Annotated in this window: 20 protein-coding genes; 15 read left to right on the forward strand and 5 right to left on the reverse strand. The window is 70.3% G+C overall.

The features are described 5' to 3' along the window. Window positions 1–56: 56 nt before the first annotated feature. Window positions 57–542 carry a glutathione peroxidase gene (locus OGL88_RS02060; protein ID WP_111083439.1) on the reverse strand — a complete coding sequence of 162 codons (486 nt, stop codon included), beginning with the start codon at window positions 540–542 and terminating at the stop codon, window positions 57–59. A 70-nt stretch (window positions 543–612) separates the two neighbouring features. On the opposite strand from OGL88_RS02060, the gene glmS reads away from it, so the two are divergent. The 9 genes from glmS to OGL88_RS17960 all read left to right on the forward strand — a co-directional run bounded on the left by glmS (window position 613) and on the right by OGL88_RS17960 (window position 8,736). Next, window positions 613–2,460: a glutamine--fructose-6-phosphate transaminase (isomerizing) gene (gene glmS / locus OGL88_RS02065; RefSeq protein ID WP_263055354.1), complete on the forward strand. Its 1,848-nt coding sequence runs from the start codon at window positions 613–615 to the stop codon at window positions 2,458–2,460. A 7-nt stretch (window positions 2,461–2,467) separates the two neighbouring features. Next, complete coding sequence (locus OGL88_RS02070) at window positions 2,468–2,842, forward strand: holo-ACP synthase (RefSeq protein ID WP_123293157.1); 375 nt, start codon at window positions 2,468–2,470, stop codon at window positions 2,840–2,842. Further along, the gene (alr, locus tag OGL88_RS02075; protein WP_263055353.1) at window positions 2,839–3,942 is read left to right on the forward strand and encodes an alanine racemase; all 1,104 of its coding nucleotides are present in this window, start codon (window positions 2,839–2,841) and stop codon (window positions 3,940–3,942) included. The genes OGL88_RS02070 and alr (OGL88_RS02075) overlap by 4 nt, the downstream gene beginning before the upstream one ends. Further along, window positions 3,939–5,105 (forward strand): alanine racemase, encoded by a 1,167-nt coding sequence (alr, locus tag OGL88_RS02080; protein ID WP_263055352.1) that lies wholly within the window; start codon window positions 3,939–3,941, stop codon window positions 5,103–5,105. Before alr (OGL88_RS02075) ends, alr (OGL88_RS02080) begins: the two co-directional genes overlap by 4 nt. After that, window positions 5,102–5,614 (forward strand): tRNA (adenosine(37)-N6)-threonylcarbamoyltransferase complex ATPase subunit type 1 TsaE, encoded by a 513-nt coding sequence (tsaE, locus tag OGL88_RS02085; protein ID WP_263055351.1) that lies wholly within the window; start codon window positions 5,102–5,104, stop codon window positions 5,612–5,614. The genes alr (OGL88_RS02080) and tsaE overlap by 4 nt, the downstream gene beginning before the upstream one ends. A gap of 41 nt (window positions 5,615–5,655) precedes the next feature. Then, the gene (gene tsaB / locus OGL88_RS02090; RefSeq protein ID WP_263055350.1) at window positions 5,656–6,291 is read left to right on the forward strand and encodes a tRNA (adenosine(37)-N6)-threonylcarbamoyltransferase complex dimerization subunit type 1 TsaB; all 636 of its coding nucleotides are present in this window, start codon (window positions 5,656–5,658) and stop codon (window positions 6,289–6,291) included. Then, entirely contained in the window at window positions 6,288–6,839 is a 552-nt protein-coding gene (gene rimI / locus OGL88_RS02095) for a ribosomal protein S18-alanine N-acetyltransferase (protein ID WP_263055349.1), read from the forward strand. The genes tsaB and rimI overlap by 4 nt, the downstream gene beginning before the upstream one ends. Next, window positions 6,826–7,881 carry a tRNA (adenosine(37)-N6)-threonylcarbamoyltransferase complex transferase subunit TsaD gene (tsaD, locus tag OGL88_RS02100; RefSeq protein WP_263055348.1) on the forward strand — a complete coding sequence of 352 codons (1,056 nt, stop codon included), beginning with the start codon at window positions 6,826–6,828 and terminating at the stop codon, window positions 7,879–7,881. The genes rimI and tsaD overlap by 14 nt, the downstream gene beginning before the upstream one ends. A 90-nt stretch (window positions 7,882–7,971) precedes the next feature. Continuing rightward, window positions 7,972–8,736 carry a DUF4190 domain-containing protein gene (locus tag OGL88_RS17960; protein ID WP_263055347.1) on the forward strand — a complete coding sequence of 255 codons (765 nt, stop codon included), beginning with the start codon at window positions 7,972–7,974 and terminating at the stop codon, window positions 8,734–8,736. On the opposite strand, the gene OGL88_RS02110 is transcribed toward OGL88_RS17960, so the two are convergent. Next, on the reverse strand, window positions 8,729–9,919 hold the full coding sequence (locus OGL88_RS02110; RefSeq protein WP_263055346.1) for a class I SAM-dependent methyltransferase: 1,191 nt from the start codon (window positions 9,917–9,919) through the stop codon (window positions 8,729–8,731). The two genes, OGL88_RS17960 and OGL88_RS02110, sit on opposite strands and share 8 nt — an antisense overlap. A 160-nt stretch (window positions 9,920–10,079) precedes the next feature. Here OGL88_RS02110 and groES point away from each other — a divergent pair, with 160 nt between their 5' ends. Both groES and rarD read left to right on the forward strand, forming a co-directional pair. Then, window positions 10,080–10,376: a co-chaperone GroES gene (gene groES, locus OGL88_RS02115; protein ID WP_110893972.1), complete on the forward strand. Its 297-nt coding sequence runs from the start codon at window positions 10,080–10,082 to the stop codon at window positions 10,374–10,376. A gap of 154 nt (window positions 10,377–10,530) precedes the next feature. Then, window positions 10,531–11,493 (forward strand): EamA family transporter RarD, encoded by a 963-nt coding sequence (rarD, locus tag OGL88_RS02120; RefSeq protein WP_181437351.1) that lies wholly within the window; start codon window positions 10,531–10,533, stop codon window positions 11,491–11,493. Between the two features lie 172 nt (window positions 11,494–11,665). Here rarD and OGL88_RS02125 read toward each other — a convergent pair whose 3' ends face one another. The 3 genes from OGL88_RS02125 to guaB form a co-directional block, all read right to left on the reverse strand. After that, the gene (locus tag OGL88_RS02125; protein WP_123339487.1) at window positions 11,666–12,997 is read right to left on the reverse strand and encodes an ABC transporter substrate-binding protein; all 1,332 of its coding nucleotides are present in this window, start codon (window positions 12,995–12,997) and stop codon (window positions 11,666–11,668) included. A 191-nt stretch (window positions 12,998–13,188) separates the two neighbouring features. Continuing rightward, a complete protein-coding gene (locus tag OGL88_RS02130) occupies window positions 13,189–13,572 on the reverse strand; it encodes a VOC family protein (protein ID WP_263055345.1) in 384 nt (127 codons plus the stop codon). 74 nt (window positions 13,573–13,646) lie between these two features. Continuing rightward, on the reverse strand, window positions 13,647–15,149 hold the full coding sequence (gene guaB, locus OGL88_RS02135; protein ID WP_123293173.1) for an IMP dehydrogenase: 1,503 nt from the start codon (window positions 15,147–15,149) through the stop codon (window positions 13,647–13,649). Window positions 15,150–15,391: 242 nt separating this feature from the next. Here guaB and OGL88_RS02140 point away from each other — a divergent pair, with 242 nt between their 5' ends. Genes OGL88_RS02140 through OGL88_RS02155 form a run of 4 tightly spaced genes read left to right on the forward strand, consistent with a single transcriptional unit; the run spans window position 15,392 to window position 19,495 of the window. Beyond that, on the forward strand, window positions 15,392–16,786 hold the full coding sequence (locus tag OGL88_RS02140; RefSeq protein WP_263055344.1) for a branched-chain amino acid ABC transporter permease: 1,395 nt from the start codon (window positions 15,392–15,394) through the stop codon (window positions 16,784–16,786). 12 nt (window positions 16,787–16,798) lie between these two features. Beyond that, window positions 16,799–17,785, forward strand: coding sequence for a branched-chain amino acid ABC transporter permease (locus OGL88_RS02145; RefSeq protein ID WP_263055343.1), 987 nt, complete (start codon window positions 16,799–16,801; stop codon window positions 17,783–17,785). Continuing rightward, on the forward strand, window positions 17,778–18,680 hold the full coding sequence (locus OGL88_RS02150) for an ABC transporter ATP-binding protein (protein WP_205463308.1): 903 nt from the start codon (window positions 17,778–17,780) through the stop codon (window positions 18,678–18,680). The genes OGL88_RS02145 and OGL88_RS02150 overlap by 8 nt, the downstream gene beginning before the upstream one ends. Continuing rightward, the gene (locus tag OGL88_RS02155; RefSeq protein ID WP_123293180.1) at window positions 18,677–19,495 is read left to right on the forward strand and encodes an ABC transporter ATP-binding protein; all 819 of its coding nucleotides are present in this window, start codon (window positions 18,677–18,679) and stop codon (window positions 19,493–19,495) included. The genes OGL88_RS02150 and OGL88_RS02155 overlap by 4 nt, the downstream gene beginning before the upstream one ends. Window positions 19,496–19,677: the final 182 nt, after the last annotated feature.

Consider the following 19,677-nt stretch of genomic DNA (forward strand, 5'->3'; position numbering starts at 1 on the left):
CACCTGCACCGGGCCTCCCGTCCAGTGCTCGGTGTGCGTCCGCAGGACGCGGTGCATCAGGCGGGCAGGGCGGCCTCGATGGCCGCGATCACCTCGGGGGCGTCCGGCTTCGTGGTCGGACGGAAGCGCGAGACGGTGCCGTCCGGCGCGACGAGGAACTTCTCGAAGTTCCAGCTGACCCGTCCGGCCTTGCCATCGGCGTCCGGGGTCTCCTTGAGCGCCTGGTAGAGCGGGTGAGCGCTCTTGCCGTTCACCTTGACCTTCTCGGACATCGGGAAGGTGACCCCCCACGTGGTGGAGCAGTACTCGTCGATGGCCTCGGACGAGCCGAGCTCCTGCAGGAACTGGTTGCTCGGGAACCCGAGGACCGTGAAGCCGCGCGGGCCGTACTGCTTCTGGAGGGCCTCGAGCTGCTCGTACTGCGGAGCGAGACCGCACCGCGACGCGACGTTCACGACCAGCACCGCCTTGTCCGCGAACGAGCCGAACGTGGTGTCCTCGCCGTGCAGCGTGGTGATGGCGATGTCGTCGAAGCGTCCCATGGTCGAAACGTTATCCCCAGCCCTGCTGCTTCGCAGGGTCCGCGCTCAGGCAGACCGTAGGATCGCTTCCATGTGTGGAATCGTCGGCTACGTCGGCAGCAACAGCAGCCAGGACGTCCTCCTCGGTGGCCTCCGTCGCCTCGAGTACCGCGGCTACGACTCGGCGGGCATCGCCGTGGTCGACCCCGCGGGGGACCTCGTCTCCGCCAAGAAGGCGGGCAAGCTCCAGGCCCTCGTCGACGAGCTCGAGTCGTCGCCGATCCCGGACGGCACCACGGGCATCGGGCACACCCGCTGGGCGACCCACGGCGGCCCGACGGACGGCAACGCCCACCCGCACCTGGCCGACGGCGACAAGCTCGCCCTCATCCACAACGGCATCATCGAGAACTTCTCCGAGCTGCGCGCCGAGCTGCAGGCCGAGGGCATCGAGTTCCGCAGCGAGACCGACTCCGAGGTCGCCGCGCACCTGGTCGGTCGGGCGTTCCGCGAGACCGGCGACCTGACCGCCGCCATGCAGCGGGCCGTGCAGCGACTGGACGGGGCGTTCACGCTCCTCGTCGTGCACGCCGACCAGCCCGGCGTCGTCGTCGGCGCGCGCCGCAACTCCCCGCTGGTGGTGGGCCTCGGCGATGGCGAGAACTTCATGGGCTCGGACGTCGCCGCGTTCGTCGCCTACACGCAGCGCGCGCTCGCCATCGGTCAGGACGAGATCGCCACGATCCGCCCGGACGGCGTCGACGTGATCCACTTCGACGGCACCCCGGCCACCCCGAGCGAGTTCGAGGTGAACTGGGACGCCTCCGCCGCCGACAAGGGCGGCTGGTCCTCGTTCATGGCGAAGGAGATCAGCGAGGAGCCCGAGGCCGTCGCCAAGACGATCCTCGGCCGCGTGCACGACGGTGCCGTCACCCTGACCGACCTCGACCCGATCGCCGAGCGCCTGGCCGCGGTCGACCGCGTCATCGTGATCGCCTGCGGCACCGCTGCGTACGCCGGCATCCTCGGCAAGTACGCCATCGAGCAGTGGGCCCGCATCCCGGTCGAGGTCGAGCTCGCCCACGAGTTCCGCTACCGCGACCCGGTGCTGAACGACCGCACGCTCGTCGTCTCGATCAGCCAGTCCGGCGAGACCATGGACACGCTCATGGCCGTCAAGTACGCCCGCGAGCAGGGCGCGCAGGTGCTGTCGATCTGCAACACCCAGGGCGCGACGATCCCGCGCGAGTCCGACGCCGTGATCTACACGCACGCCGGGCCCGAGGTCGCCGTCGCGTCGACGAAGGCCTTCATCGCCCAGGGCGTCGCGCTGTACCTCCTGGGCCTGCACCTGGCCACCCTCCGCGGCACCATGACGGCGGAGCAGATCGCCGAGCAGGTCGCCGAGCTTGAGGGCCTGGCCCCGAAGCTCCAGCAGACCATCGACGACGCCGCCGGCATCAAGGACCTCGCGCGCTGGATGGCGGACACCCGCAGCGTGCTGTTCCTCGGTCGCCACGTCGGCTACCCGATCGCGCTCGAGGGTGCGCTCAAGCTCAAGGAGCTCGCGTACATCCACGCCGAGGGCTTCGCCGCCGGTGAGCTCAAGCACGGCCCGATCGCGCTCATCGAGCCCGGGCAGATCGTCTTCGTCATCGTGCCGTCGCCGCGTGACCCGCGGTCGCTGCACCCGAAGGTCGTCTCGAACATCCAGGAGATCCGCGCCCGCGGTGCCCGCGTGATCGCCATCGCGGAAGAAGGGGACGCCGCCGTGCTGCCCTTCGCCGACGAGGTCCTGCGCATCCCGCTCGCGACCCCGCTGTTCGAGCCGCTGCTGGCCGTGGCGCCGCTGCACATGTTCGGCATGGAGCTCGCCGCGGCCAAGGGCCTCGACGTGGACCAGCCGCGCAACCTCGCGAAGTCGGTCACCGTCGAGTAGTCGCACGATGATCATCGGCATCGGGGTCGACGTGGTGGACCTGGAGCGGTTCGAGCGGGTGCTGTCGCGCACGCCGGCGATGCGTGCGCGGTTGTTCACCCCGGCCGAGCAGGTCCGCGACGGCGAACAACGGCCGATCGCGTCGCTCGCTGCGCGGTTCGCCGCCAAGGAGGCCCTGATCAAGGCGTTCGGCTCCAGCGCAGGGCTCAGCTGGCAGGACCTCGAGGTCGTGTCGGACGACCAGCGCAACCCGTCGCTGACGCTGCACCAACAGGCGCGACAGGTGGCGGATGCGCGTGGGGTGACGAGCGTGCACCTGTCGCTCTCGCATGATGGAGGGATCGCGACCGCGTTCGTGGTCCTGGAGGGAACAACGAAGTGAGTGCGTTCACCGGCATCACGGTCGATCGTGAAGCGCTGATCGAGAACTACGCGACGATCGCCGAACAGGTCGCACCGGCCGGTGTCATCGCGGTCGTCAAGGCCAACGCCTACGGCCACGGCGCGCTCGACGCCGCACGGGCCTTCGTCGACGCCGGTGCCGAGTGGCTCGGCGTCGCGGACATCGACGAGGCCGTCGCGCTCCGGCAGGGCGGCATCGACGAGGACGTCCGGATCCTCGCGTGGTTGCACGCCCCCGACGAGGACTTCCGCCGCGCAGCGCAGTACGGCATCACCCCGGCGGTGTCGAGCGTCGAGCAGTTGTCCGCCGCTGCCGACTCCGAGGTCGGCGCCGTGCACATCTGCGTCGACACCGGCCTGAGCCGCAACGGCGCGGTCGAGTCCGAGTGGGCCGAACTCTTCGCGACCGCCGGCGCTCTCGCCCGTGGTGGCGACCGCACCCGTGTCGAGGGGCTGATGTCGCACCTCTCGAACGCGTCACGCACGGACGACCTCGACCAGGACGCCGCACTGCAGCGCGCACTCGACGGCCTCGCCGCCAACGGCATCGTGCCCGACCTGGTGCACCTCGCCGCGAGCGCCGCGAGCATCGCCGTGCCGGAGACGCGCCGCGACCTGTCCCGCGTCGGACTCGCCCTGTACGGCCTGAGCCCGTTCACCGACCGCACGTCGGCCGACCTCGGCCTCCGCCCCGCCATGCGTGTGACCGCTGCCGTGCTCCGCACCGTCGAGGTCCGCGCCGGCGAGGGCGTGTCCTACGGCTACACCTGGCGGGCGTCGACCGACACCCGCCTCGCGGTCATCGGTCTCGGGTACGCCGACGGCTTCGACCGCGACTTCGGCAACCGGGTCTCCGTCCGCATCGGCGACCGCACGTTCCCCGTGGTCGGCCGGGTCGCGATGAACGCCATGCACGTGGACATCGGCGACGCCGACGTCAGCATCGGCGACGAAGCCGTGCTCTGGGGCGACCCGGCGAACGGCGACCCCGCGGTCGAGGACTGGGCCGCCGCGATCGGCACCATCAACTACGAGGTGGTCGCCCGGGTCGGCCACAGCGTGCACCGGAGGACGACGTGAGCTCCGCACCCCTGCGCCAGGCACGGATCGACCTGGACGCCTACCGCGCGAACCTCGACCTGGTCCGCGAGTGGATGGACCCAGTCGCGGTCATGGCGATCATGAAGGCCGACGCCTACGGCCACGGTCTCGAGCCGATCGCGCTCGCCGCGGTGGACGCCGGCATCCGCTGGATCGGGGTGCTCACGGTCCCCGCGGCCCTGCGGCTGCGGTCGATCGGCGTCGGTGAGGACGTCCACCTCTTCACCTGGCAGCACGACCCCGCACTCGACTTCCGCGACGCCATCGACTCCGCCGTCGACCTCGGTGTCTCGAACGTGCCGGAGCTGCAGCGCGTCATCGACGCCGTCGACCAGCGACCCGCGCGCGTGCACCTCGGCTTCGACTCCGGGCTGCACCGCGACGGAGCGACCCCGGCGGCCTGGCCAGCGCTCGTGTCGCTCGCGCTGGCCGCCGAGCGCGCCGGCCGCATCGAGGTCGTGGCGGCGTACACGCACCTGGCGGAGTCCTCGGACCAGGACGACGCCGACGCCGTGGCGCTCTTCGACGCCGCCGTGGAGCAGGCAGACGACCTCGGGCTCGACCTCCCGATGGAACACGTCGCCGCTTCGCTCGCCGGGTTGGAGCGCAAGGAGTTCCGCAAGGACATGGTCCGGATGGGCGCCAACCTGTTCGGCATCCCGGGCGCGGACGGTGTCTCGGCAGCCGACCTCGGGCTCGAACCCGTGATGACCCTGACGGCGTCGGTCGCGAAGACCAAGCGGGTGCCCGTCAACACCGGCGTCTCGTACGACTACACGTACCGCACCGCCTCGGAGACCACGCTTGCGCTCGTGCCCGTCGGGTACGCGGACGGCGTCCCCCGTCTGGCGCAGGGCCGCATCGAGGTCGCGATCGGCGGCAAGCGCTACCCGATCGCCGGCCGTGTGGCCATGGACCAGTTCCTGGTCGACGTCGGCGACGACGACGTCCGCACCGGCGACACCGTGACCCTGTTCGGCACCGGCGAGCACGACGAGATGACCGTCCTCGACTGGGGCCGTTCGCTCGGCACCATCGGCGAGGAGATCGTCTGCCGCATCGGAACCCGCGTGCCACGGTTCTACGAGGGCCACGACATCGAGGGACGCGTCGGGGAGTACCTGCGGGGCGACCAGTCGTGACCGGCACCCCTCGGGTCCTGCTGGACACGGCCGTCGACGGCACCGATGCGATGGGCGAGCTCGGGGCGCGGTTGGCCGCGGTCCTCCGTGCCGGCGATCTGGTCGTGCTGACCGGGCCGCTCGGCGCCGGCAAGACGACGCTGACCCGTGGCCTCGGCGCTGCCCTCGGCGCGCGTGGCCAGGTGTCGAGTCCGACCTTCGTCCTCGCCCGGACGCACCCCACCACCGCCGGACCGGACCTGGTGCACGTCGACGCCTACCGGCTGTCCGACCCCGTCGAGCTGGACGACCTCGACCTCGACTGGGACGCATCGATCGTCGTGGTCGAGTGGGGCCGCGGCATGGTCGACGGCATCAGCGACAGCGTGCTCGACGTCGAGATCACCCGGGCCACCGGCGCCGACGCCTCCGGCACCGACGAGGCCGACGACCCCGACGACGTCCCCGACGAACCCCGCCGCGTCGTCGTCACCGCCACCGGCCCGCGCTGGGCCGACGTCTCGCTCTGACGCGGCCTCGCTGCCACGACGAGCACGCCTACGATGGACGGGTGCTCCTCGCCATCGACACCTCCGCCGGAACGTCCGTGGCCGTCGTCGACCCGACCACCGGCACGCCCGTCGCGACCCGTGACACCGAGGACAGCCGCCGGCACGCCGAGGTGATCGGCCCGTTCCTGGCCGAGGCGCTGGCCGAAGCGGGCATCACCGGCGCGGACGTCACGGGCGTCGTCGCCGGCATGGGCCCCGGCCCGTTCACCGGCCTGCGCGTCGGCATCGCCGCCGCCCGAACCTTCGCCGCCGCGGTCGGCGTGCCCGTCCTTCCGCTCGTCAGCCACGACGCGGTCGCGGCCGACGAGCGCGACGGCCGACGGGACGGACCGTTCGTCGTCCTGACGGACGCCCGCCGGCGCGAGGTCTACTGGAGCGCGTACGACCAGACCGGCACGCGCGTTGCGGGCCCGGGTCTCGCCAGGCCCGCCGATCTCGACGAGGCGATCCGTGCCTCCCGGCCCGGAGCGGCGGGCTGGGACCGCGTGACGGCCCTGTCCATCCCTGCCTGGAGGCTCGGATCACTCGCCGCGGACCGCCTGCGGTCCGGCGCGGGGTTCGACCAGGACACCCCCCTCTACCTGCGGGAACCCGACGTCACGGTGCCGGGTGCGCCGAAACGGGTGAAGCAGTGACGGTGCCGGACGGGCTCCGCTTGCGGCGGGCGCACCCGCAGGACCTCGACGACATCATGTGGCTCGAGCACGTCTCGTTCCCGACGGACGCCTGGTCGGCGTCGCAGATGTCGGGCGAGCTGTACTCGCCGCACGGGTACTACGTCGTGATCGAGACCGTCGACGAACCGGCAGCGCCGTCGGTCGTCGGCTACGCCGGACTGTCCTCGTTGGCGGGCAACCCGGTCGCCGACGTGCAGACCATCGCGGTCGCAGCCGAGCAGCGCGGCAAGGGGCTCGGACGGGTGCTCTTCACGGACCTCCTCGACGAGGCCCGTCGCCGCGGTGTGCGCGAGGTGTTCCTCGAGGTGCGCGCCGACAACCCGGTCGCACAGTCGATGTACACGGCGTTCGGGTTCGAGCACATCGCGACCCGGCCCCGCTACTACCAGCCGGACGGCGTCGACGCGTGGGTGATGCGGGCGGAGCTGCCGGTCGCGGCAGACGCGGCGCCGACGCCGTCGACCGTCGGCCCGATCGGACAGGAGGCGCTCGATGAGCGTGGCTGAACCACTGGTGCTCGGCATCGAGACGAGCTGTGACGAGACGGGCGTGGGCATCGTGCGGGGGAGCACCCTGCTCGCGAACGTCATCGCGTCGAGCATGGACGAGCACGCCCGGTACGGCGGCGTCGTGCCCGAGGTCGCCGCGCGGGCGCACCTCGAGGCGATGACCCCGACGTTGCACGCGGCCCTCGAGCGGGCCGGGGTCACCCTCGACGACCTGGACGCCGTCGCGGTCACCGCCGGGCCGGGTCTGGCGGGCGCGCTCATGGTCGGGGTCGGTGCCGCGAAGGCGCTCGCCGTCGCCACCGGCAAGCCCCTGTACGGCGTGAACCACCTGGTCGGGCACGTCGGCGCCGACGTCCTGCGCACGGACGGTAGCGACATCGAGCTGCCGACGATCGCGCTGCTGGTGTCCGGCGGGCACACCTCCCTGCTGCTCGTGAAGGACCTGGTCGGCGACGTCGAACTGCTCGGCGAGACCATCGACGACGCCGCGGGTGAAGCGTTCGACAAGGTCGCACGGCTGCTCGGCCTGCCGTACCCCGGCGGGCCGCAGATCGACCGGGCCGCGGCGGACGGCGACCCGAAGGCCATCCGGTTCCCCCGCGGCCTGACGCTGCCGAAGGACCTGGCCGCGCACCGCTACGACTTCTCGTTCTCCGGACTGAAGACCGCCGTCGCCCGCTGGGTCGAGCGCTGCCGTGACGAAGGGCGCGAGGTGCCCGTGGCCGACGTCGCCGCGAGCTTCCGCGAAGCGGTCGTCGACGTCCTGCTGACCAAGGCCCTGAACGCGTGCCGCGACACCGGCGTGGACCGGCTCCTGCTCGGTGGCGGTGTGGTCGCGAACGCCCGGCTGCGGCAGGTCGCCGAAGAGCGGTGCGCCGCCGCGGGGGTGCAGCTGCGGATCCCGCCGTTCGACCTGTGCACGGACAACGGTGCCATGATCGCGGCCGTCGGCGCACGCCTGGTCGCCGAGGGGCACGCCCCGAGCGACCTCGGGATCGCGGCCGACTCGACGTTGCCGGTGACGACCGTCCAGGTCTGAACCGTCCCGGCGTCGACCCGGTCGGCCCTCGGGCGCCTGTGGGAGGATTCACGTGGCGTCGGAGAGACCGGGCGCCGAGAGGGGTGGACGGTGTCCGATCAGAACGAGTGGCCGAAGCCGGGCGAGACGACGCCGGGCGGCACGACCGGCGGGCAGCCCGAGGGGACGTCCGCTCCGGACGCGCCGCAGGCCCCCGACGCACCCCAGGCCCCGTCGGCTCCCGAGCAACCGCAGAACCCGTACGGGCAGCAGCAGCCGTCGAACCCGTACGCCGCACCGCAGCAGCCGAACCCCTACGGCCAGCCGCAGCAGTCCAACCCGTACGGCCAGCCGCAGCCGTCGAACCCGTACGCGGCTCCGCAGCAGCCGCAGAACCCGTACTCGGCACCACAGGCGCCACAGGACCCGTACGGCGCCGCCCAGAACCGGTACGGCCAGCAGAACCCGTACGCGCAGCAGCAGGGCGGCCAGAACCCGTACGCGCAGCCGCAGCAGCAGCCGTACGCGCCCGCGGGTGCCTACGGCGCGACGGGGTACCAGCCCTACGCGCAGCGCCCGAAGACGAACACGCTGGCGATCCTGTCGATCGTGTTCGGTCTCGCCGCTGTCCCGATGTGGTTCATCGCGATCCTGCTCGGCCCGGCCGGCGCGATCCTCGGCCACGTCGCACTCGGCAAGATCAAGCAGAACGGTGAGGCTGGCCGAGGGCTCGCCCTGACCGGCATCATCGCCGGGTGGGTGATGACCGGCGTCTGGCTGATCTGGATCGCCTTCATCATCTTCCTCGGCGTGATCGGCCAGAGCTCGTACTCGACGTACGACTACGACTCGGGCACCGGCGCGTTCCTCAGCTGAGCCGCTCGCACAGGACCGCGGTGTGCCGGCCCTCCAGCCGGGTGAGCACGAGCGTGACGCGACCGGTCCCGCGCAGCCGCAGCCGCTTGCGGAACTGCGCCGGGTCGACATCGACGCCGCGCTTCTTGATCTCGACGGTGCCGATGTCGTCGGCGGCGAGTCGCGCTGACAGCCGCTTCACGTCGAGCGGCATGGTGTCGAGCACCCGGAAGCCCTGGGCGAAGGGCGTCGGCACGGCACGGTCCGAGGTGACGTACGCGATCCCGTCGGAGAGCATGTGGCCGTCCAGGGTGCGGGCCAGGTCGCCGATGAGCCGTGCGCGGATGACGGCGCCGTCCGGCTCGTACAGGTAGGCCCCGAGCGGCCCCACCTCGGCGTCCTCGGAGTCTGCCGGGCCGGTCATCTCGGCGATGCCGTGTGCACCGATCACCGTGGCGGCACGGCATATCCCCGGCCGGGCGAGGGGCCCGAACCACAGCGCGAGCTCGACGACCTCGCGGTCGACGGACGTCCACTGCGCCTCGGCGGTGTCCGGGATCAGGTCGCGGTCGATGCCCGGCCCGAGCTTCACCCCGGTCGGGGTGGTCGTCGCGGTGGCGAACACGGTGTCCAACGAGGGCGACCAGTCGTCCGGGTCGGCGAGGCGACGGGTGTCCGAGTGGCCGGAGGTCCGACGTGCGGGGTCCATCCAGATGCCGTCGACGCGTGCGACGTCGAACGAGGCCGCGTCGCCCAGTTCGACCCGGGCGTTCGGCCACACCGCGAGGTTGTGCGTGGCGACCGCAGCGGTGACCTCGTCGCGGTCGACCGCCGTGACGTCGAGGTCGAGCGCGGCCATCGCCATCGCGTCGCCGCCGATCCCGCACCCGAGGTCGGCGACGCGGGTGAGTCCGGCCGCGGCGAAGCGTCCGGCGTGCTGAGCGGCGACCTGCAGGCGGGTGGCCTGCTCGAGCCCCGCCTCGGTGAAGAGCATGCGGGCGGCGAAGTCGCCGAACTTGCCACGGGCCCTGAGCCGGAGCTTGGCCTGGGTCAGGACCGCCGCGACGAGCTGCGGGTCGTGCCCCTCGGCTCGCAGCCGCGACACCACCCGGACGATCTCGCCGCCGTCCGAGACGCCGGGGGTACGGTCGAGCAGGGCCATCCCGTCAGGGGTCAGCAGAGCGGCGAGTTCGGCGGCTTCCATGTCCCGATCCTCCCAGGTGCTGGATGTTCCCCTGATGTGCTGGCACTCGGATTGACCGAGTGCCAATGGCCCCCTAGAGTTGGCGTTGGCACTCTCCTCTGCGTAGTGCCAACCCGGTTTTCATCTGTACCGAGTCCGTACCGAGAAAGAAGAGGTCACCGTGGCCGTCAGCATCAAGCCGCTCGAGGATCGCATCGTCATCCGCCAGGTCGAGGCAGAGCAGACCACCGCATCCGGTCTGGTCATCCCCGACACCGCGAAGGAGAAGCCCCAGGAGGGCGAGGTCGTCGCCGTGGGTCCGGGTCGCATCGACGACAACGGCAACCGCGTCCCGCTCGACGTCGCCGTGGGTGACAAGGTCATCTACTCCAAGTACGGCGGAACCGAGGTCAAGTACTCGGGTGAGGACCTGCTGGTCCTGTCGGCCCGCGACGTCCTCGCGGTCGTCGTCAACTGAGTCCAGTACTCCACGCGAACGCCCCGTTCGGCCTGTCGGCCGGCGGGGCGTTCGTGCGTCTGCGGGCTTCCGGCGGGTCCGTCGCGTGCACGCGCTCCGACCGGGAGGCCCGTGGCACGCCCGGCCCGTCGGCGGTCGTTCCTAGGATGGTTCCGTGAGTGAACCGAGTCCCGCGCGACCCGTCCGCAGCGAGGCATCCGTCGGCGTGGTGCAGGCGATCATCGCGTACGGGCTCTGGGGCCTCATGCCCCTGCTCTTCGCGGCGATGGCCCCCGCCGGCGCGTTCGAGATCGTGGCCTGGCGCATCGTCTTCGGGCTGGTGTTCTGCGCGGTCGCGATCGCCGTCACCCGCTCGTGGCTCCGCACCCGCACCCTGATGGCGCAGCGGCGGGTGATGGCCGTGATGGGTCTGGCCGCCGTCCTCATCCTGGTGAACTGGACCGTGTACGTCCTGGCGACCACGACCGGGCACACCGTCGAGGCCGCGCTCGGGTACTTCATCAACCCCCTGGTCACGATCGCGCTCGGCGTCGTGGTGCTCCGCGAACGCCTGCGGCCGGCGCAGTGGGCCGCGGTCGGCATCAGCGTCGTGGCGGTCGTCGTGATCGCCGTGGGCTACGGCCAGGTGCCGTGGATCTCCTTGGTTCTGGCGTGCTCGTTCGGCCTGTACGGCCTGGTGAAGAAGCGGGTCGGTGGCACCGTCGACGCGTTGAGCGGCCTGACGATCGAGACCGTGTGGCTGCTGCCGATCGCGGTCGTGGCGCTGGTGGTGCTCGGTGCGACGGGGCTCGGGGGCGGCGTGACGTTCACGAGCGAGGGCTGGGTGCACGTCCTCGTCACCGTGCTGACCGGTCCGGCGACGGCGGTCCCGCTCCTGCTGTTCGCGTCGTCGGCGCGGCGGGTCAGCCTGTCGACCCTCGGCCTGACGCAGTACCTCGCCCCCGTGATGCAGCTGCTCGTCGGTGTGGTGGTGCAGCACGAGGCGATGCCGCCCGCGCGCTGGTTCGGCTTCGGGATCGTGTGGTTGGCGCTCGTGGTGCTGACGGCGGACTCGTTCGCCGCCGCGCGGGCGTCCCGTCGCCGAGCGCTCGCACCTGCTCCGGCCGAGCCCGCCTGACGGACGCACCCTGGGCCTCCCGTCCGCCCGTCCGCCCGTCCGCGCCGCGCCTGGCCCGAGTCTCGGCGTGTGCGACAGTTCTCGCGTGCGCTACACCGAGAAACGTCGCTGGGCCCGAGTCTCGGCTCCGTGAAGCCGAGACTCGGGCCCAGCGTGGGACCGGTAGTGGTGGTTACTTCTTGACCGCGCCCTGGATCGCGCTCTGGTAGACGGGCTTGTTGTCGCCGTCGAACTTGTAGATGCCGATGTAGGCGCTCGACGGGTCGTTGTTGTCGTCGAACGGACCGATGCCGGACGGGCCGGTGTAGTGGATGTCCTTGCCGTCGTCGAGCAGCGCGACGCACTCCTTGAACGTGGCGCACTCGGTGCCGCCGTCCGCTCCGGAGACCGCGGCCATGTTGGCCTGGATCGTGCCCGAGTCGGTGCCCTTGCCCTTCACCGCAGCGAGGGCGGCGAGGACGGTGGCGTCGTAGGACTCCGCCGCGTACGAGTAGTCGGCGAGCGTCTTGTTCGACGACTCCTTGTAGAAGTCGGACAGCTGCTTCTTGAAGTCGTCCTTCGGTGAGGCGCCGGGGATGGTGCCCTGGGCGCCGGTCAGGGTGCCCTTGTCGAAGTCCTTCGAGTAGTCCGCCGTGTTGCCGTCGGACATGTAGATCTTCGCCGTGTTCCCCTGCGAGACGAGCTCCGGGATGATCGACTTCGTCTCGTCGAAGGCCAGGACGACGATCGCGTCCGGCTTGGCGGCGAGTGCAGCCGTCACCTCGGACGAGAACGTGGTCTGACCGGGCGGGAACTCCTGGCCCTCGCCCTTGCCGCCGTAGACGACCTGGCCACCGGAGGCCTCGACCGCGGACTGCACCGAGTTGCGGAGGCCCGTGCCGTAGGTGTCGTTGAAGACGAGGAACGCGACCTTGGCGTTGCCGTCACCGGTCACGAGCTGACCGAGCGCCGAACCCTGCACCGAGTCCGGCGGAGCGGTCCGGTAGTAGTACGACGAGTAGCCGGACAGGTCGCTCGCGGTGTTCGCGGGCGAGATCTCGACGATGCAGTTGCTGGTGAGCTGGTCGATGACGTTGAGCGTGACCGACGAGGACTCGGCGCCGATCGCGACCGGGACCTTCGCGTTCACGAGCTTCGTCGCGGCCGAGCTCGACACGGTCATGTCGTTGCTGTCGCCCGAGTCCGTCGCCGGGTCGATGGTGACGTCCTTGTCGAGGACGCCGCCCGCGGCGTTGATGTCCTTCACCGCGAGGCCGACGCCGGACTCGGCCGGCGGGTTCAGGTACGCGAGCGAGCCGGTGAGTGGCAGGATCGTGCCGATCTTCAGCGCGTCGGTGCTGGGGGTGTCGGGGGCCTTGCAACTGGCGGCGGGGTCCTTCTTCGCACCGCTCGACGCCGAGCTGGAAGGCGAGTCGCCGCTGCTGGTGGTGGAACACGCGGCGAGGAGGACGGCTACTGCGCCTGCCAACGCCAGTGCCGTGGTGGCACGGGTGGTTCTGATCATCCGTGGAGCCCTTTCTCTGCGCGGAGGCCGTGCCGCTTCGGGTCGAACGCGGCGCCTCCACTGGATGTCGAGAAACGTAGGGTCCTGGTGTTTCGCCCGTGTGACGGGGCGGTACGGAAAGTGTTTCGTTACCGAGCCGTGATCGTTTCTGTGCGGAGGATCAGGGATCGGCGATCCGGGCAGCCCGCGCGTCAGCCGTCGAGTTCAGCCATGGAACGCAGCACGCAGAACTCGTTACCCTCCGGATCGGCGAACACGACCCACCCGCCGTCGTCGTGGCGGAGGTCCGCGAGTTCGGTCGCACCGATGCCTCGCAGTCGCTCGACCTCGGCATCGCGCGTGCGGTCGGTGGGACGCAGGTCGAAGTGGATCCGGTTCTTCACGGACTTCGCCTCGGGGACCTGGATGAACAGCACCTGGTGCGAGCTGTCGGGTGCCGTGATCATGCACTCCTCGTGCCCGGGGGCGTTCGGGTCGTCGGCGATGTCGACGTAGCCGAGGACCTGCTTCCACCACTCCGACAGGGCGAAGGCGTCACGGCAGTCGATCGTGGTGTGGGAGACGGCGCTGACCATGCCGCGACACTACTGCCGGCAGACGACGAACGCCCCGCTCCGGTGGGGAGCGGGGCGTTCGGGGTGCAGTCGGCTCAGCTGCGGTAGTTCGGCGCCTCGACGACCATCTGGACGTCGTGCGGGTGCGACTCCTTGAGCCCGGCGGCCGTGATGCGGACGAACTTGCCGCGGGCCTTGAGCTCCGGGATCGTGCGGCCGCCGACGTAGAACATCGACTGCCGGAGTCCACCGGTGAGCTGGTACACGACGTTGCCGACCGAGCCGCGGTAGGGCACCTGGCCCTCGATGCCCTCGGGGATCAGCTTGTCGTCGTTCGGGACGTCGGCCTGGAAGTAGCGGTCCTTCGAGTACGAGGTCTTCTTGCCGCGGGTCTGCAGTGCACCCAGGGAGCCCATCCCGCGGTACGCCTTGAACTGCTTGCCGCCCACGAAGACCAGGTCGCCGGGGGACTCGTCGGTGCCGGCCAGCAGCGAACCGAGCATGACGGTGTCGGCGCCGGCCACCAGGGCCTTGGCGATGTCGCCCGAGTACTGCAGGCCACCGTCGGCGATGATCGGCACACCGGCCTCGCGCGCAGCGAGGGAGGCTTCGTACACCGCGGTGACCTGCGGGACACCGACGCCGGCGACGACGCGGGTGGTGCAGATCGAGCCGGGTCCGACGCCCACCTTGACGGCGTCGACACCGGCGTCGATGAGCGCCTGCGCGCCGGCACGCGTCGCGACGTTGCCGCCGATGACGTCGATGTCCGCGAAGGACGGGTCGGCCTTGAGGCGGCGCACCATGTCGAGCACGCCTTCGCTCTCGCCGTTGGCGGTGTCGACCACGAGCACGTCGACGCCCGCGTCGCGCAGGGCCTCGGCGCGCTGCCAGGCGTCGCCGAAGAAGCCGATCGCGGCACCGACGCGCAGTCGGCCCTCGTCGTCCTTGGTGGCGTCCGGGTACTGCTCGCTCTTGTCGAAGTCCTTGACGGTGATGAGGCCGCGGAGCTTGCCCTCGGCGTCCACCAGCGGGAGCTTCTCGATCTTGTGCTGCGCGAAGATCGCGATGGCTTCTTCGGGGTCGATGCCCTCCATCGCGGTGATCAGCGGCGCCTTGGTCATGACGTCGCGCACGAAGGTGGTCGACTGCTCGAAGGTCGCCACGAACCGCATGTCGCGGTTGGTGATGATGCCGACGAGGGTGCCGTCCGCTTCGACCACGGGCAGGCCGGAGACGCGGAACTGTCCGCAGATCGCGTCGACCTCGGCCACGGTGGCGTCCGGGGTGGTGGTCACCGGGTTGGTGATCATGCCCGACTCGGAGCGCTTGACCTTGTCGACGTAGGCGGCCTGGTCCTCGATGGAGAGGTTGCGGTGGAGGATCCCGATGCCGCCCTGCCGCGCCATGGCGATGGCCATGCGGGCTTCGGTGACGGTGTCCATCGCTGCGGAGAGCAGCGGGACGTTGACGGAGATCCGCCTGGTGAGCCGGGACGCGGTGGACGCCTCGCTCGGGATGACGTCGGTGTGCCCCGGCAGGAGCATGACGTCGTCGTACGTGAGTCCGATGAATCCGAACGGATCCGGCTGGTCCATGGGTCCCCTTCGTGGGCGAGTGAAGTGGTCGAGACACCGAGAACGCAACGGCGGGTTCCGGATAGGACATGGTAACGCGCGTGGGCCGTCCCGCTATTCCGCGTTCCGCCTGGGAGAACGGATCGCGGCTCTCCTCCACACAGGTCACGGTTGCGCGACGACTCACAGCGGGAACGAGTTGGAAACACGGGTGTCACACAATCCCCATAACGTCACTCGACATCCGAACGAGAGGCTCTTCCGTGGGATCCATCACTCCTCCGGGACGGGCGCAGCCGCGCCTGTTCCGCCTCCGCCAGGCCCGGCGACGACCGGTCCTGGCGGCCGTGCTCGTCGCCGCGTTCCTGGCGACCTTCCTGATCGACTGGGCGGTCACCCTGCCGGCCTTCAGCGCCACGTCGGCACCGGCGACCAGCCAGGCCTGCACCGTCAGCCCGACGAACGGGTGCATCCAGGGCACGATCACCGACTCCGAGCGGGAACCGGCCGGCGACGTCGACGTCGACGTCGCCGGGCCCGGCGGCTTCGCCGAGACCGCCACCACGAACGACGACGGCCGCTGGTCGGTCAGCGTCGATGAGGCCGGCGAGTACACCGTCAGTGTCGACCAGGACACCCTGCCGAAGGGCCAGTACCTGACGAACGCGGCGGATGCGGAGCGCAAGGTCCAGGCGACCCTGAACGCCAACGTCGGACAGATCTTCCAGCTGTCCGACCAGAAGGGTGCCACGACCACGACGGACTCGTCGAGCGTCAGCCCGCAGCGGGCCTGGCAGCAGTTCGCCTCGGGGATCCGCCTCGGCCTGCTCATCGCGCTGGCGTCGATCGGGCTCTCGCTCATCTACGGCACGACGGGGCTGTCGAGCTTCTCGCACGGCGAGCAGGTCACCCTCGGCGGCTTGCTGGCCTACGTGTTCGCGAACCAGCTCGGTTGGAACATCTGGGTGACCGGCATCGTCGTCACGCTGCTGTGCGCGGCGACCGGGTACCTGCAGGACGCCGGGATCTGGCGGCCACTGCGGCGCAAGCGGATCAGCCTCACGCAGCTCATGATCGTGACGATCGGTCTGTCGATCGCCGCCCAGTACGCGTTCCAGTACTTCTTCGGCGCCGCGACCGTCCGGATCCAGCAGGGCAACCCCGAGACCGTCCGGTTCGCCGGGGTCACGCTCACGGTGCAGTCCTACGTGGCGATGGGCATCGCGCTGGTCGTCCTGATCGCCACCGGCTTGTTCCTGGCGAAGACCCGCTTCGGCCGGGCCACCCGCGCGGTGTCGGACAACCCGGCGCTCGCCGCGGCGTCGGGCATCGACGTCGACCGGGTCATCCGGTTCGTGTGGACGCTCGCCGCCGGTCTCGCCGGCCTGTCCGGCGTGATGCTCGGCCTGGTGCTGAACGGCGTGAACTGGCAGACCGGCCTGCAGCTGCTCCTGCTCATGTTCGCCTCGGTGACCCTGGGCGGTCTCGGGACGGCCTACGGCGCGCTGGTCGGATCGATGATCATCGGCGTCGTCGTCGAGCTCACGAACCTCGTGCTCCCCGGTGACTTCAAGTACGCCACCGCCCTCGTCATCCTCATCCTCATCCTGCTGTTCCGGCCGCAGGGCATCTTCGGCCGCGCCGAGCGGATCGGCTAAGGGAGCACGCGCATGGACTACATCCTCAACCTGCTGTCCTCGCTCACCCAGGAGGCCCTCGCCCCGACCACGGCGGCGTTCGCCCTGGCGGCCATCGGACTGAACGTGCACTTCGGCCTGACCGGGCTCGTGAACATGGGTCAGGCGGCGTTCCTGCTGCTCGGCGCCTACGGCTTCGCGATCTCGATCACGAACGGGCTGCCGTTCGTGATGGCCGTGCTCATCGCCCTGCTCGTCGCCATCGTGTTCGCGATCATCCTCGGCGTCCCGACGTTGCGGCTCCGCGGCGACTACCTGGCGATCGTGACGATCTCCGGCGCCGAGATCATCCGCATGGTCGGCCGCTCCAGCCTGCTGACCACGACGACGGGCGGCTCCAACGGCATCACCGGGTCGAGCTACCGCGACCCGTTCACCGCGCTGAGCCCGCTGCCGGACGGCACCACGACCATCCTCTGGTTCACCTACGCCAACAACGGCGTCAACGGCTGGTGGATCCGCATCGCCGCCTGGGCCCTCGTCGCGTTGTTCACCCTCGTGCTCTTCCTGCTCATGCGCAGCCCCTGGGGCCGTGTCCTGAAGGCGATCCGCGAGGACGAGGACGCCGTCCGCTCCCTCGGCAAGAACGTCTACTCGTACAAGATGCAGGCGCTCGTGTTCGGTGGTGCGCTCGGCGCGATCGCCGGGATCATCTACGTGCTGCCGAGTTCGGTGCAACCGGACGCCATGGGCCGCTCGATGACCTTCTTCATCTGGACGGCGCTCATCCTCGGTGGTGCCGCGACGGTGTTCGGTCCGGTGCTCGGTGCGGTGCTGTTCTTCGTCGTCCGGCTCTTCATCCGCACCCTGGCCGGCGACTTCATCCCCGACTCGATCATGAACGCCCAGCAGGCCGAGCAGTTCTCGTACGTGCTCGTCGGCGTCGCGCTCATGCTCCTGATCGTGTTCCGACCACAGGGCCTGCTCGGCAACAAGAAGGAGCTGACGTTCAGTGTCTGAGACCTACGGCTACACGAAGGCCGACCCGATCCTCACGGTCGACGGCGTCACCCGGCACTTCGGCGGCATGACCGCCGTGGACGTCGATCACCTCGAGGTCCAGCGCGGCTCCATCACGGCCCTGATCGGCCCGAACGGCGCCGGCAAGACGACCTTCTTCAACCTGCTGACCGGCTTCGACAAGCCCAGCCCCGGCGCCAGGACGCAGTTCAACGGCGCCACGCTGCAGAAGACCAGCGCGACCCACATCGCCAACCGCGGCATGGTCCGCACCTTCCAGCTGACGAAGGCGCTGTCGCGGCTCACCGTGATGCAGAACATGCTGCTCGGCGCCCGCGACCAGCCCGGCGAGAACTTCTTCGCCGCGCTCGTCAAGCCGGTGTGGGCGAAGCGCGAGCGGGAGATCACCGCGAAGGCCGAGGACCTCCTCGCCCGCTTCAAGCTCGACGACAAGGCGGACGACTACGCCGGTTCGCTGTCCGGCGGCCAGCGGAAGCTCCTCGAGATGGCCAGGGCGCTGATGTCCGACCCGACGATGATCATGCTCGACGAGCCGATGGCGGGCGTGAACCCCGCGCTGACGCAGTCGCTGCTCGGGCACATCCAGTCCCTGCGCGACGACGGCATGACCGTGCTGTTCGTCGAGCACGACATGCACATGGTCCGGCACATCTCGGACTGGGTGGTCGTGATGGCCGAGGGCAAGGTCGTCGCCGAGGGCCCTGCCGACACCGTGATGGACGACCAGGCGGTCATCGACGCGTACCTGGGTGCGCACCACGACACCGACCTGGGTGACGACTCGCTCCTCACCGAGGAGACCTTCGAGGAACTGGCGGAGGAAGTCGCGGAAGAAGACGCGGCGGACGCAGCAGCAGAGGAGAAGACCCGATGACGGACGCAGTCGACCCCACGAACGCGAGCAGCGCCTCCAGTCCGGAAGCGCCGAAGGCGAGCACCGCCACGCTGGAACGCGAGCCGGTACTGAGCGCGAAGAACCTCGTCGCCGGCTACCTGCCGGGGGTGAACATCCTGAACGGCTGCGACCTGGACTGCTACCCGGGCGAGCTGATCGGGATCATCGGGCCGAACGGTGCGGGCAAGTCCACGCTGCTCAAGGCCCTGTTCGGTCTCGTGTCGATCCGTGAGGGCTCGGTCACGCTGCAGGGCGAGGACATCACGAACCTCAAGGCGAACAAGCTCGTCCAGGCCGGCGTCGGCTTCGTCCCGCAGACGAACAACGTGTTCCCGTCGCTGTCCATCGAGGAGAACCTGCAGATGGGGCTGTACCTGCGGCCCCGCAAGTTCGCCGAGCGCCTCGAGGTCATCTACGACCTGTTCCCGGTGCTCGCGCAGCGCCGCGGCCAGCGGGCGGGATCCCTGTCCGGCGGCGAGCGACAGTCGGTCGCCATGGCACGTGCGCTGATGATGGACCCGAAGGTGCTGCTGCTCGACGAGCCGAGCGCCGGGCTGTCCCCGGTGCGCCAGGACGAGACGTTCCTGCGGACCCGCCGGATCAACAAGGCCGGTGTGTCGATCGTGATGGTGGAGCAGAACGCGCGACGCTGTCTGCAGATCTGCGATCGTGGGTACGTGCTCGACCAGGGGAGGAACGCGTACTCGGGCACGGGGAAGGAACTCGCGGACGACCCGAAGGTCATCGAGCTGTACCTCGGGACGCTCGCAAAGGACGTCGACGCGGGGCGCTAGCGCACTGTGTCGACTGCGGGTACCGCTGTGGGGGTGGTATCCGCGACGGGTGGGGCCGTGCGTGGTCGCTTCGCGCCGCACGGCCCCGCTCCTGCACGTGGGGCCCGTCGGCTCGCGACGGTGCGTGGGTCCCCGTCGGCTCGCGACGGTGCGTGGCCGGTCCGGACCGGACGGGAGGCCCG

The sequence above is a fragment of the Curtobacterium sp. RIT-PI-V genome, from assembly GCF_025642935.1.
GTDB lineage: Bacteria > Actinomycetota > Actinomycetes > Actinomycetales > Microbacteriaceae > Curtobacterium.

Coding starts and splice junctions, on each gene's coding strand:
- OGL88_RS02060 (WP_111083439.1), bottom strand. CDS start 542: ATGGGACGCTTCGACGACATCGCCATCACCACGCTGCACGGCGAGGAC.
- OGL88_RS02145 (WP_263055343.1), top strand. CDS start 16,799: ATGGACTACATCCTCAACCTGCTGTCCTCGCTCACCCAGGAGGCCCTC.
- glmS (WP_263055354.1), top strand. CDS start 613: ATGTGTGGAATCGTCGGCTACGTCGGCAGCAACAGCAGCCAGGACGTC.
- OGL88_RS02155 (WP_123293180.1), top strand. CDS start 18,677: ATGACGGACGCAGTCGACCCCACGAACGCGAGCAGCGCCTCCAGTCCG.
- OGL88_RS02070 (WP_123293157.1), top strand. CDS start 2,468: ATGATCATCGGCATCGGGGTCGACGTGGTGGACCTGGAGCGGTTCGAG.
- OGL88_RS02130 (WP_263055345.1), bottom strand. CDS start 13,572: ATGGTCAGCGCCGTCTCCCACACCACGATCGACTGCCGTGACGCCTTC.
- guaB (WP_123293173.1), bottom strand. CDS start 15,149: ATGGACCAGCCGGATCCGTTCGGATTCATCGGACTCACGTACGACGAC.
- OGL88_RS02125 (WP_123339487.1), bottom strand. CDS start 12,997: ATGATCAGAACCACCCGTGCCACCACGGCACTGGCGTTGGCAGGCGCA.
- OGL88_RS02110 (WP_263055346.1), bottom strand. CDS start 9,919: ATGGAAGCCGCCGAACTCGCCGCTCTGCTGACCCCTGACGGGATGGCC.
- tsaD (WP_263055348.1), top strand. CDS start 6,826: ATGAGCGTGGCTGAACCACTGGTGCTCGGCATCGAGACGAGCTGTGAC.